This window comes from Actinoplanes sp. NPDC051470, assembly GCF_040682035.1.
Classification (GTDB): Bacteria; Actinomycetota; Actinomycetes; order Mycobacteriales; family Micromonosporaceae; genus Actinoplanes.
Genome location: NZ_JBFBAA010000024.1, coordinates 61196 through 73551, shown reverse-complemented (window position 1 = coordinate 73551; position 12356 = coordinate 61196). Strand labels below are relative to the sequence as shown.

General features: G+C 72.7%; 12 protein-coding genes. All 12 read left to right on the top strand.

Features of this window, described 5'->3' with window-relative positions; all coding sequences use genetic code 11:
* The first annotated feature begins 4 nt into the window (after nucleotides 1-4).
* The 12 genes from AB0M54_RS33530 to AB0M54_RS33475 all read left to right on the top strand — a co-directional run bounded on the left by AB0M54_RS33530 (nucleotide 5) and on the right by AB0M54_RS33475 (nucleotide 12347).
* Entirely contained in the window at nucleotides 5-682 is a 678-nt protein-coding gene (locus tag AB0M54_RS33530) for a DUF4255 domain-containing protein (RefSeq protein WP_364328847.1), read from the top strand.
* Complete coding sequence (locus AB0M54_RS33525) at nucleotides 679-2673, top strand: ATP-binding protein (protein WP_364328844.1); 1995 nt, start codon at nucleotides 679-681, stop codon at nucleotides 2671-2673. The genes AB0M54_RS33530 and AB0M54_RS33525 overlap by 4 nt, the downstream gene beginning before the upstream one ends.
* Nucleotides 2674-2792: 119 nt before the next feature.
* Nucleotides 2793-3563, top strand: a complete 771-nt coding sequence (locus tag AB0M54_RS33520) for a DUF4157 domain-containing protein (RefSeq protein ID WP_364475726.1) — start codon at nucleotides 2793-2795, stop codon at nucleotides 3561-3563.
* A gap of 227 nt (nucleotides 3564-3790) precedes the next feature.
* On the top strand, nucleotides 3791-5323 hold the full coding sequence (locus AB0M54_RS33515; protein WP_364328838.1) for a phage tail sheath family protein: 1533 nt from the start codon (nucleotides 3791-3793) through the stop codon (nucleotides 5321-5323).
* 33 nt (nucleotides 5324-5356) lie between these two features.
* Entirely contained in the window at nucleotides 5357-5800 is a 444-nt protein-coding gene (locus tag AB0M54_RS33510; RefSeq protein ID WP_364328835.1) for a phage tail protein, read from the top strand.
* Between the two features lie 4 nt (nucleotides 5801-5804).
* Nucleotides 5805-6248 (top strand): hypothetical protein, encoded by a 444-nt coding sequence (locus AB0M54_RS33505; RefSeq protein WP_364328832.1) that lies wholly within the window; start codon nucleotides 5805-5807, stop codon nucleotides 6246-6248.
* Complete coding sequence (locus tag AB0M54_RS33500; RefSeq protein ID WP_364328829.1) at nucleotides 6245-6403, top strand: DUF6760 family protein; 159 nt, start codon at nucleotides 6245-6247, stop codon at nucleotides 6401-6403. The genes AB0M54_RS33505 and AB0M54_RS33500 overlap by 4 nt, the downstream gene beginning before the upstream one ends.
* A gap of 6 nt (nucleotides 6404-6409) precedes the next feature.
* A complete protein-coding gene (locus AB0M54_RS33495; RefSeq protein WP_364475724.1) occupies nucleotides 6410-9016 on the top strand; it encodes a hypothetical protein in 2607 nt (868 codons plus the stop codon).
* 33 nt (nucleotides 9017-9049) lie between these two features.
* Nucleotides 9050-9508, top strand: a complete 459-nt coding sequence (locus AB0M54_RS33490) for a phage tail protein (protein WP_364328823.1) — start codon at nucleotides 9050-9052, stop codon at nucleotides 9506-9508.
* Entirely contained in the window at nucleotides 9505-10302 is a 798-nt protein-coding gene (locus tag AB0M54_RS33485) for a LysM peptidoglycan-binding domain-containing protein (protein WP_364328820.1), read from the top strand. Before AB0M54_RS33490 ends, AB0M54_RS33485 begins: the two co-directional genes overlap by 4 nt.
* On the top strand, nucleotides 10292-12052 hold the full coding sequence (locus tag AB0M54_RS33480) for a VgrG-related protein (RefSeq protein ID WP_364475722.1): 1761 nt from the start codon (nucleotides 10292-10294) through the stop codon (nucleotides 12050-12052). The genes AB0M54_RS33485 and AB0M54_RS33480 overlap by 11 nt, the downstream gene beginning before the upstream one ends.
* 13 nt (nucleotides 12053-12065) lie before the next feature.
* Entirely contained in the window at nucleotides 12066-12347 is a 282-nt protein-coding gene (locus AB0M54_RS33475) for a PAAR domain-containing protein (protein ID WP_364328814.1), read from the top strand.
* Nucleotides 12348-12356 lie beyond the last annotated feature (9 nt).

Sequence of the window (12356 nt, the reverse complement as noted above, 5' to 3'; positions counted from 1 at the left end):
TCGCATGATTCACGAGGTGGACGACGCTCTGCGACAGCTGTTGCGGCACGAGGTGTTGCGCAGCGGCGACGTGGACATCGTGCTGGAGGCGCCGACCAAGGACTGGGCCGCCCGGCGCAACGCGCCCACGGTCAACCTGTACCTCTACGACATCCGGGAGGACATGCGGCGCAAGTCGCGGGGCCGGATCAACGAGTACGACGACCAGGGCAAGATCACCGCCCGGCACCTGCCACCCCGCTACTTCAAGCTGTCCTACCTGGTCACCGCCTGGACCCAGCGGCCCGAGGACGAGCACCGGCTGCTGTCCGCGCTGCTGACGTCGATGCTGGCCTACGACGCGCTGCCGGTCGACATGCTGACCGGCTCGCTGCTCGAGATGGGCATGCCGGTGCCGATCACGGTGGCCCTGCCGCCGCCGGAGGACCGGGCGTTCGCCGACGTGTGGTCCGCGCTCGGCGGCGAGCTCAAGCCGTCGCTCGACGTGGTCGTCAGCGCGCCGGTCGACTCCGGCCGCCGCGCCGAGGCCGCGACCATCGCGTCCGAGGGTGTCCTGCTGTCGATGGACGGCGACGACCCGGTGCGGCACCGGCCGGCGCCCGAGCTCCCGGCCGGCAGCAAGCCGGCCGAGGAGGCCCGCGTGGCCATGGTCCGGATGCGCCGGGACCCGGGCGCCACGTGAACGCGCTGCCCGGTCTGCTGGGGCGGCTGGCCGACCTCGAGAAGCGGATCCGCGACGCGGTCAACACCCGGCGCAAGCGCGACCCCGCCCCGGACGACCCGTTCCGGGGGCTCTACCTCTCCGACGAGATCATCGACGCGCTGCTCGAGCAGAACCGCGACCCGGCCACCGTGCCCTGGGCCGACGAGCCCGCGGCCGAGCCGGCGGTGCTGCCGGCCGGCTTCGGCCTCTCGGCGCTCGACGTCGAGCTGCTGATGGTCGCGGTGGCGCCCGACGTGGACAGCCGGTACGAGCAGTTCTACGGCTACCTCAACGACGACGTCACCCGGCGCCGGGCCACCGCCGGCCTGGCGCTGCGGCTCTGCGGCCTGGCCGAGGGCTCGGCCGCCGGGCGCTCGCGGCTCGGCGCCGACTCGCCCCTGGTCCGCAACGGGCTGCTCGTGGTCGAGGACCCGGACCGGCCGTTGCTCTCGCGCACCCTCCGGGTGCCCGACCCGGTGGTCGCCCACCTGCTCGGCGACCTGCGGGTCGACCCGGCTCTCGGCCCGGTGCTGACCGCGCCGATCGACCCGGTCGACGACCTGCCCGGCGCGGACGTCGTCGCCCGCGCCCTGACCAGCGGCGCCCGCCTGCTCTACCTGCGCGAGCGCAGCGGCGGCAGCGGCCCGGCGCTGGCCGTGACCGGGCTGCACGCGCTCGGCCGGCCGGCCCTGGTGGTCGACGCGGAACGGCTCGGCCACCGGCCCGAGCTGGTCCGGCCGCTGCTGCGCGAGGCGCTGCTGACCGGGGCCGGCGTGGTGCTCGGCCCGATCGGCAGTGGCGCGTCGCCGCCCGGCGGTCTGCTGGAGGTCTTCACGGGTACGGACGCCCCGCTGCTCGTCCACGGCACCACCGGCTGGGACCCGCGCTGGGGCCACCGGCCGCCGCTGCACCTGGACGCCGAGGCGGTGCCGGCCGCGATCCGGGCCGCCGTCTGGCGCGAGTCGCTCGACGGCAAGCTCGCGCCGGGCGTCGACCCGGCCGCGGCCACCGCACACTTCACCCTCGGGCCGCCGCAGATCCGCCGGGCGGCCGAGGCGGCGGTGCTGGCCGCCAACGCCGAGGGCGAACTGGTCGACGTGCGGCGGTTGCGGCAGGGCGCGCGTACCCAGAACGCGGCCGGACTGGAACGCCTGGCCCGCCGCATCGAACCCGGCGTCGGCTGGGACGACCTGGTGCTGCCGCCGGCCGTGCTGGCCCAGCTCGGCGAGCTGGCCGGCCGCGCCCGCCATCGCGAGCGGGTGCTGCAGGAATGGCGGATGCGCCCGGGCGGCGGCCGGGGGATCGGCGTGGTGGCGCTGTTCGCCGGCGACTCGGGCACCGGCAAGACGATGTCGGCTGAGGTGGTGGCCGGGTCGCTGGGCCTCGACCTGTACACGGTCAACCTGGCCACGGTCGTCGACAAGTACGTCGGCGAGACCGAGAAGAACCTGGAGCGGATCTTCACCGAGGCGGCCGGGGTGAACGGCGTGCTGCTGTTCGACGAGGCCGACGCGATCTTCGGCAAGCGTTCCGAGGTACGCGACGCGCACGACCGCTACGCCAACATCGAGAGCGCGTACCTGCTCCAGCGGATGGAGTCCTTCGACGGGGTGGCGATCCTGGCCACCAACCTGCGGGCCAACCTGGACGACGCGTTCACCCGCCGGCTCGACGCGGTGATCGACTTCCCGGTGCCGGACGAGGAACACCGGGCGGCGCTGTGGAACGTCTGCATCGGCCCCGACGTGCCCCGGGCCGACGACATCGACCTGACCTTCATGTCCAAGCAGTTCGACCTGGCCGGCGGCCACATCCGGGCGGCCGCGGTCACGGCGGCCTACCTGGCGGCGGCGGCCGGTCGGCCGGTCGGCATGCTCGACCTGGTCGGCGCGGTGGCCCGGGAATACCGCAAGCTGGGCCGGCTCTGCCTCGACCGGGAGTTCGGCAAGTACCTCGCGCTGGTCACCTGAGGCCGGTTGCCCTTTCGGGCGGCCGGGCCTGCCCGCCGGATCGCGCCAACGAACCTGTCGATCGTCGCGGTCCGGTGTGACTCTGGGCGGTGGAGCAGACGATCCTCAAGGGGGCGGCTATGCACGGTCACGACCAAGGCCAGGAGAGCGAGTTCCGGCCCAAGGCCGACCGCGTCGAGCGCGAGGACACCGACCTTTCGATGAAGGCCGCGGTGGCCGGCCGGACCGATGTGCTCGGCCAGGGCGGCATGCTCGGGCTGCAGCGCGCGATCGGCAACTCGGGTGTGAACTCCATGATGGAGCAGGAGCGTTCGCCGGTGCTCGACGTGGTGAACGGCGGCGGGGGCTCGTCGCTGGACAACGACACCAAGGCGGACATGGAGGGCCGGTTCGGCACCAGCTTCGGCGACGTCAAGGTGCACACCGGCGGCGCCGCGCACGACTCGGCCAAGGCGGTCAACGCGCAGGCGTACACGGTCGGTCCGAACATCGTGTTCCAGGACGGCAAGTACGACCCGGGCTCGGACTCGGGCAAGCACATGCTCGCGCACGAGCTGACCCACGTGGTGCAGCAGCGCAGCGGCCCGGTCGACGGCTCGGACGCGGGCGGCGGCGTGAAGGTCAGCGACCCGTCCGACCGCTTCGAGCGGGAGGCCTCGTCCAACGCCGATCGGCTGATGTCGGCCGACGCGCACGCCGGTCACAACCACGACGCCGCCCCGGCCGCGCCGGGCGTGCAGCGCGTGGAGGACGAGTCGGCCGTGCAACGCGTCGAGGACCAGCCCTCGGTTCAGCGTGAGGGTGAGGACGAGGACGAGGCGCCGGCCGAGGTGCAGGGTTACGTGCAGCGCGAGGAGGAGGCCGGCGAGGAGGAAGAGGCGACCTCCTAGTCGGATAGGCGACGCCGGCCGCGACCACCCTCGGCGGGGGCCGCGGCCGGCGTGTTTCCGCAGGCCACCGAGGAACTTGTCGATCTCCTGCCCGATGGGGCACCGACGAGTTCCCTCCCGACCGAACGCCGGGTCATTGTTCGCCCTCCCGGGCTGGCTGAGCATGAACACCAGAGGCAAACCCACCGGGCTGCCCTGGATCCACTGTGAATCAAAGGAGGCACGCGATGCCCACCTATCTCTCCCCGGGTGTGTACGTGGAGGAGGTCGAGGCCGGTTCGCGACCCATCGAAGGTGTGGGCACCGCGGTGGCGGCTTTCGTCGGCTTCGCTCCGCAGGGACCGGTGCACACGCCGACGCTGGTGTCGAACTGGACTCAGTACAGCCAGACGTTCGGCGAGTTCGCCGAGGGCCAGTACCTCGCGCACGCGGTGTACGGCTACTTCCTCAACGGCGGCGGCAACTGCTACATCGTGCGCATCAACGGCACGCAGGACGGCAGCAACGGCAGCGCGCCGATCGCCCAGCCCCAGGCCCAGCTCGGCGGCTACCGGGTCGTCGCCCGCGAGCTGCCCGCCGGCCAGGCCAACAACAACATCACCGTCGAGGTCCACGACGCCGGTGAGGGTGCTCCCGACGACCGCGCCGTCCTGATCGTCAAGCAGGACGGCAAGGAGTCGGAGAAGTTCAACGTCACCACCAAGCGCGGCCGCGAGAACGTCGTCACCCAGCTCCGTGAGCACTCCAAGCTGATCACCGTCGAAGAGGTCGCCGCCGCCAACGGGCTGGCCAAGGGCACGGTGTCGCTGGTCGCCGAGCAGCCCGCCGTCCCGGCCCCGGTGCCGCACGCGGTCGTCGCCGACGACTACGTGGGCGATGTGGCCGAGCGCAGCGGCTTCGGCGGTCTCGAGGCGGTCGACGAGATCACCATGGTCGCGGTGCCCGACCTGATGAGCGCGTACCAGAACGGCTCGATCGACCTCGAGACGCTCAAGGCCGTGCAGCTGAGCCTGATCGCCCACTGCGAGCTGATGGGCAACCGGATGGCCGTCCTCGACCCGCCGCCCGGGCTGTCACCGCAGCAGGTGCGCGAGTGGCGCCAGGACCTGGCCGGCTACGACTCGAAGTACGCCGCGCTGTACTACCCCTGGGTCAAGGTCTTCGACCCGGCGACCGGCAGCAACGGCTTCGTCCCGCCGAGCGGCCACATGTCCGGCGTGTGGGCCCGCAACGACGCCACCCGCGGCGTGCACAAGGCGCCCGCCAACGAGGTCGTCCGCGGCGCCGTCGACCTGCAGACCCAGCTCACCAAGGCCGAGCAGGAGCTGCTCAACCCGATCGGCGTGAACTGCGTCCGGGCCTTCCCGGGCCGGGGCATCCGCGTCTGGGGCGCCCGTACCCTCTCCAGCGACCCGGCCTGGCGCTACCTGAACGTCCGACGGCTCTTCAACTACCTCGAGGAGTCGATCCTCGTCGGCACCCAGTGGGTCGTCTTCGAGCCGAACGACGACGCGCTGTGGGCGCGGATCCGCCGCACCGTCGCGTCGTTCCTGGTCACCGAGTGGCGCAAGGGCGCGCTCTTCGGGCTCACCCCGGACGAGGCCTTCTACGTTCGCTGCGACCGGGAGACCAACCCGGCCGAGCAGATCGATCTCGGGCAGGTCACCTGCGAGATCGGTATCGCGCCGGTCAAGCCGGCGGAGTTCGTGGTGTTCCGCCTGGCCCAGATCAGCGGTGGCACCAGCCTGGTCAGCGAGTAATCCCCACCGGTCAGCAGCGAAAGGGTACCTGTCATGGCACTGCCTGATTTGGACAAATCCGTCGGCCACTCGTTCGGCCTCGAGGTCGACGGGATCATGATCTCGCAGATCCAGGAGGTCAGCGGGCTCAAGATGGAACAGGACGTCATCGAGCTCAAGCAGAACACGAACGACGGCAAGTACATCATCAAGAAGCTGCCCGGCCGCCCCAAGGCGGGCGAGGTCACGCTGACCCGTGGCCTCTCCGGTGACAACAGCTTCGAGAAGTGGGTCAAGGACGCCCACTTCGGCAAGATGGGCGCGGCCCGCAAGGGCGGCGCGATCATCGTCTTCGACTACGAGGGCATGCCGATCAAGCGCTACAAGCTGACCAACGCCTGGCCCAAGAGCCTCGAGATCGGCTCGCTCAAGGCCGGCGACACCAGCGTGCTCACCGAGAAGATCGTCCTCACGTACGAGATGATGGAGGTCGAGTAAGACCATGCGACGCACCATGGCCGCCGTCGCGGACGCGCCGCCCGTCTCCGGTCCGGCGAGTCCGTCACCGCAACCGACCCTGCAGACGACGTTCGACTTCGAGCTGCCCCGGGGCTATGTGGACGACGAGGGCAGGGTGCACCGCAGCGGCACGATGCGGCTGGCGACCGGCCGGGACGAGCTTGTCCCGCTGCGTGACGACCGGGTCCGGGAGAACCCCGCCTACCTGACGGTGGTCCTTCTGGCCCGGGTCGTCACGAACATCGGCGACGTGACCGACGTGCACGCCGGGGTCATCGAGAACCTGTTCGCCACCGACCTCGCGTTCCTTCAGGACATGTACCGCCGGATCAACACCGAGGGACACACGCTGGCGAGCGTCGGCTGCCCGTCCTGCGGGCACTCGTTCGCGATCGACCTCGCGGGTGGGCGCCCGGGGGAATCGTGACGTACGCGGCCGACCGCCTCCACGAGGAGGTCGCGTACGTCGCCTATCACTTCCACTGGTCGCTGGACGAGATCCTCGACCTGGAACACCCGGATCGCCGTCGCTACGTGGCGGAGATCGCCAATATCAATACCCGCATCAGTCAAGGTCGGTGAGGTCTCATGTGGCCGTGGCGGCGTAAGCGTGACGAACCGGCGCCCGCACCCGCGCCGGCGCCGGTCGTGTCGCCGCGTCCGCCGGCCGATCAGTGGCGGCTCGTGGCGCCGATCCAGCGGGTGGTCGGCAACGACATCCTGGCCAACCCGGTGCAGCGGTTCAGTGGCTCGCTGGCGTCCTGGCAGGACCCGCGGTTCGTCGGCTCGCTCGGGCACGGCGTGGGCGCGGGGGAGCCGTCCGGGACGATCGGCGAGTTCGCCCGGCCGGCCACGGCCGTGCCCGACTATCCGGCCGGTTCGCTCCCGGCGATGCCGGTGGCCACACCCCAGCCGGCGCCCGAGACGGGGCGGAGCCTCGGTGGCACCGCCCACTTCACGGTCGCGCGCCTCGCCGAGCCGGCTTCCCGCCCGGCCGGCCCGGTCTTCCAGCCGGCCGAACCCGCCGTGGTCTCCCGTCTGGCCGAGCCGCAGACGGCCGATGAGCCGTCCCCCGTGGAGGCTGCGCCGCAGCCGGGGATGGACGCCGCGCCACTCACCTCGGAAGCGCCGCTGAGCGCCGAGGCGCCGCCGATCGCGGCCGGATCGGAGGCCGCCGCGGCGCCGTCTGGCCCTTCACCCACGCCCCCGGCCGCCGCCGACCCGGCCATGCCGCTCGCGGCGCCCACCCAGCCGGCCGAGGTGCCGGAGCTGACCCAGCCGGCCGCGCCGACCCTGGGCGCGCAGGCGCCGCCGGTCGCGGAGCCGGAGGGTACGTCCGACGAGGGCGACGCGGTGCAGCGAATCCCGTCGGCCGACCTGACCCTGCCGCCCGTCCAGCGGACGGCCTCGTCCGACTCTCCGGTCCAGCGGGCCGTCGCCTCCGGGTCGACACCGCCTCCGGTGCAGCGAACCGGGTCGCCCGATGCCGTGCAGCGGGCCATCGCTCCCGGGTCGCAGGCAGACACCACCCCGATGCCGGTGGCCTCGCCCGCGGCGCCGGTGCAGCGCTCGGCCGAGCAGACCGGGTCGCCGATGGAAGGCCTGGCCGAGACGCTGGCCGAGGCCGGCCCCGAGGGCGGCTCCGGGACGCCGGCCGAGGGCGCCACCGAGATGCCCGTGCAGCGCGCCGCCGATTCGGACGCCCCGCTGCTCAACGCGCCCCTTCAGCGGGCCCTGGCCGACGAGTCGCACCGCCACGACGACGAGCCGGGCGTGCAGCGGGTCGCCGCCGACGCCCCGGGCGCGGTGGCCCACGGCGACCACTTCCACCTGCCGCTGCCGGGCCGTGAGACCGCGCCCGTGCAGCGCAGCGAGACGACGGCGGCGCCCGCGCAGTTCGGCGGGACGTCGGCCGCGCCGCCGAGCGGTACGACGCCCGCGCGGTTCAGCGAGACCAGGCCCGTGCAGCGCAGTGCCACGGCCGGGTCGCCGCGCCGGCTCGGCCTGGGCGAGCCCATCGACCCGGCCGCCGTGCAGCGGTTCGACGACGGCGGTGTGGCCCTGCCCTTCGTCCAGCGGCTCGACGAGCCCGCCGCGGTTCACGGAACCGAGAGCGCCCACGGGTCGGACGGTGGCTTCGACGACTTCCGGCCGGTGCCGGCCGAGGCGCCCGCGCTGCCGATCGACGTTCCGACCGGCTCCGAGCCGTCCGCCGGGCCGGACCGCCCGGCGATGCCCTTGCCGTCGGCAAGCACACCACCCTCGGTGCAGCGACTGGGACTCGGTGGTCCGCTGGACGAGGGCTCGCCGTTGCTGGCGTCGGGCCCGATGGTCCCGATGTTCTCGGTCCCCGGCGTGCCCGCCCCGTCGGCGGGCGGCGCCACGGCGCCGGCCGCGTCGTCGGTCCAGCGGTCGGCCGAACCGGATCTCCCGGTCGCGGTGAGCCACGGCGGCCCGATGGCCGGCCCGGGGTCGAACGGTCCGGCGGTGCCGGTGCCCATGCCCGCCGCGCCGACCGCATCGGTCTCGGCCGCGCCGGTGCTCCCGGTGGTGTCCCGGCTGGTGGGGGACCGTCCGTTGCGCCCCGCGCTGTCCGGCCTGCCCACCGCGCAGCCGACGGCGACCGGCGCCTCGATCGCTCCCGGCCCGAGCCCGGCCGACCTGCCGGCCGTGCCGGTGGCCCAGCTGCTGGCCGAGCCCCCGGCCGGCGCGCCGATGCGGGCCGCGGTGCCGCTGCCGACCTACTCGACGTCCGGGGCCGGGCCGGCCGGCGTGCAGCGGTCCGCGACGACGGCGACCGCGGCCGCGGCGGCGTCGCCGATGCGCCTGGCCACCGCCCGACCGGCCGAGAGCATGACCTCGATGTCGAGCGCGAGCCTGTACGCCGACCCGAACTATTTCGACGCCCCGCCGATCACCGTGTCGCGGCAGGTCACGGTGAGCGCGTCGGCCGAGAACCCGGTGCCGACCGTGTCCCGGGCCTCCGACGGCGCCGCCACCCCGGCGCCCGCCACCGAGGCCACCGCGGCCCCGGGCGCCCCGGCCGGCGCGGCGGGCGCGGCCGGTGCGGTCGGGGCCGCCACCCAGCCCGACGAGCTGGTCAAGAAGCTGTTCGATCCGTTGTTGCGCCGGCTCAAGGCCGAGCTGCGCCTGGACCGGGAACGCCGCGGGTCGCTCACCGACCTGCGGCACTGACCCGGCCGAGCCGAAGTACGAAGGGAGAGTTCGATGCCGGACCTGGAAGAGTCGGTCGCCGTCTTCTTCTCCGTCTCCATCGACGGCGAGGACCTCGGCGCGTTCATCAGCTGCGACGGCCTGGGCTGCGAGTTCGTCGTCGAGCAGCGCGAGGAGGGCGGCAACAACGGCTGGATCTGGCAGCTGCCGACCCGGATCAAGTTCACCAACATCAAGCTGTCCCGGCCGGTCACCAAGGACACCGAGAAGATCGCCGCGTGGTTCATGCGGATGGCTTCGGGCGTCCAGCGGAAGACCGCCACCATCGAGGCGCGCAACGCCAAGAACGACGTGATCGCCCGGTGGGGCCTGATGGGGGTGATCCCGGTGCGCTGGACCGGTCCGCAGATGAGCGTCGACAGCCCCAAGCTGGCCACCGAGACCCTCGAACTCGCCCACCACGGCTTCATGGGCGGCGGGGCGGCGGCCAAGAGCGGAGGTCAGGGACGATGAAGTCGCCCGTCGCGTTCACCTCGCCCGGCTCGGTCAGCGCCGGTGGCGCCGCCACCGGGGCCGGTGGCCAGGCCCCGGCGCCGGCCCCGTCCAACCTGCAGAAGGCCCAGCTCGAGCTGCGGGACCCGCCGTCCGACGGCAGCACGGCCACGGCCAGCGGCGGCGTCATCGGGGTGATCAAGTTCCAGTACAACCCCAAGGAACTGACGGTCGCCAAGAACGCCAAGTGGAAGCGGGACTCCAACCGCAACGCGGCGAAGAGCGCGCCGCCGGAGTTCACCGGGTCGGACCCGAGCAAGCTGACGCTGGAGATCTTCCTCGACGCCACCGACAAGATGGACGACGGTGTCGTGAAGAAGGTGGAGATGCTCTTCTCCTGCTGCGTGCCGACCACGACGAGCCGCAACAACAAGAAGGGCTCGCCGCCCTGGGTGATCTTCTCGTGGGGCGGGCTGACCGGATTCCCGTCCTTCGTCACCTCGGTGAGCTGCAAGTACACGCTGTTCACGCCGAGCGGCCTGCCGGTCCGGGCCGTCGTCACGGTGGCGCTGGAGGAGATCTCGGGCGAGCAGGGCGGCCAGAACCCGACCTCGGGCGCGCTCGCCGCCCGGGACACCCACACCGTCATCGCCGGCGACACCCTGCCCTCGGTGGCCTACCGGTCGTTCGGCGACCCGAACGCGTGGCGGGCCATCGCCGAGCTCAACGACATCGACGACCCGATGCGCCTGGAACCCGGCTCGCGGCTGCTGATCCCGGCGGCCGAGGAGGTGGAGGCGCGTCATGGCGAATGAGAGCTTCTCCAACACGCCGGTCGTCACCGTGAACGGCAACGCGCTCCCGGCCGACCTGGCGGCCATGCTGTCACTGGCCTATGTGGACGACAGCCGCAACCTGCCGGACGTCTTCGTGCTGCGGTTCCGCGACCCGGGCTCGATCGTGCTGAAGAAGGCCGGCTTCGCCATCGGCGTCAAGGTCAAGGTGTCCGTGCAGACCGCCGAGCCGGGCGGCCCGAAGGACCTGATCGAGGGCGAGGTCACCGCGCTCGAGCTCGACCTCGACCCGACCGGGACGATCACCGAGGTCCGCGGCCAGGACGTCGCCCACCGGCTGTTCCGCGGTCGCCGCGTGGCCGCGTACCCGGGAATGAGTCTGGGTGATGTGGTCCGCAAGGTCGCGCAGCGCGCGAAGGTCGACATCGGCAAGGTCGACAACGTGCCGGGCGTGGGCGCGGGCAAGGACGGCCAGCTCTCGCAGAACAACGTGAGCGACTGGGAGTTCCTGTCGCAGCTGGCCGACCTGGTCGGCGCGCACCTGGCCGTCGAGGAGGGCAAGCTCTGCTTCCAGCTGCCCGAACCGCCGGCCAAGGCGCCCACCACCGACGCCAAGGCCACCACCAGCCCGCTGGTGCTGGAGGCGCACCGCAACCTGGTGTCGTTGCGGGCCACGGTCCGCGCCTCGAACCAGGTTCCCACCGTCGAGGCGTACGGCTGGGACATGGAGCACAAGCAGGCGGTGACCGCGACGGCGACGCCGCGTACCCCCGGCATGGAGGTGCCCGGCGCCAAGCCGACGGAGATCGCGGCCAAGGTCGGCGCGCCTCCGCTGCGGGCCGCCGACCCGGCCTGGCAGACCACCGAGACCGTGAAGGCGGTGGCCACCTCGCTGGCCGACCAGCTCGGCGGATCGGCCGTGGAGCTGGACGGCGTGGCGAAGGGCAACCCGTCGCTGCGGGCCGGCGCCGCGGTCGCGCTGACCAACGTCGGCGAGCCGTTCACCGGCAAGTACGTGCTCACCCAGACCCGGCACACGTTCAGCCCGACCGACGGCTACCGGACCATGTTCACGGTGGCCGGGCGGGCCGAGCGTTCGCTCTACGACCTGTCCGGCGGCGGCGCCGGCGGCGGCCTCCCGGCCGAGGTGATGAGCGGCCTGGTGCCGGGGCTGGTCAGCGACATCAAGGACCCGCGCAAGCTGGGCCGGGTCAAGGTGACGTTCCCGTGGCTGGACAAGGAGTACGTGACCGGCTGGGCCCGCGTGGTGCAGCCCGGGGCCGGGGCCAACCGGGGCGCGCTGGTGCTGCCCGAGGTCAAGGACGAGGTGCTGGTCGGCTTCGCGCACGGCGACCCGGACAACGCGTACGTGCTGGGTGGCATGCACAACGGCACCGACAAGCCGCCCAAGCTGGAGACCGAGCCGGTCGACGGCGGCAGCGGCGCGGTCGCCGTCCGCGGTTTCGTCTCCCGCAAGGGCCACAGCATCCAGTTCATCGAGGACGGCGGGGTGCTGATCGCCACCGGCGACGGGAAGCTCTCGGTGCGGCTGGACGTCAAGTCGGGCACGGTCGAGGCCAAGGGCGACCAGATCAAGCTGACCGCGACCAAGACCGTCGAGATCAAGGGCCCGAACGGCGTGAAGATCGACGCCGGCTCCGGCGCCCTGGACATGAAGGGCATGACCGCCTCGCTGGCCGGCCAGTCCAAGACCGACGTCAAGGCCTCCGGCCCGGTGACCGTCTCCGGCACCCCGATCAAGCTGAACTAGAAGAGGAGCAGTCATGGGCATGCCCGCCGCCCGGGTCACCGACATGACCCCGCACCCCGGGGTGATCACCGGTCCCGGGGTGCCGACCGTGCTGATCGGTGGCATGCCCGCGGCCGTGGTCGGCGACCTGCACACCTGCTCGTTCCCGCAGCCGCCGCACCCGCCGACCCCGATCATCCCGCCCGGGTCGCTGACCGTGCTGATCGGCGGGAAGCCGGCCGCGCGGGTGGGCGACAAGTCCGGCTGTGGCGCGCCGATCCTGCCGCCCGGCTGCCCGACCGTGCTGATCGGCTGAGGGGGCTGA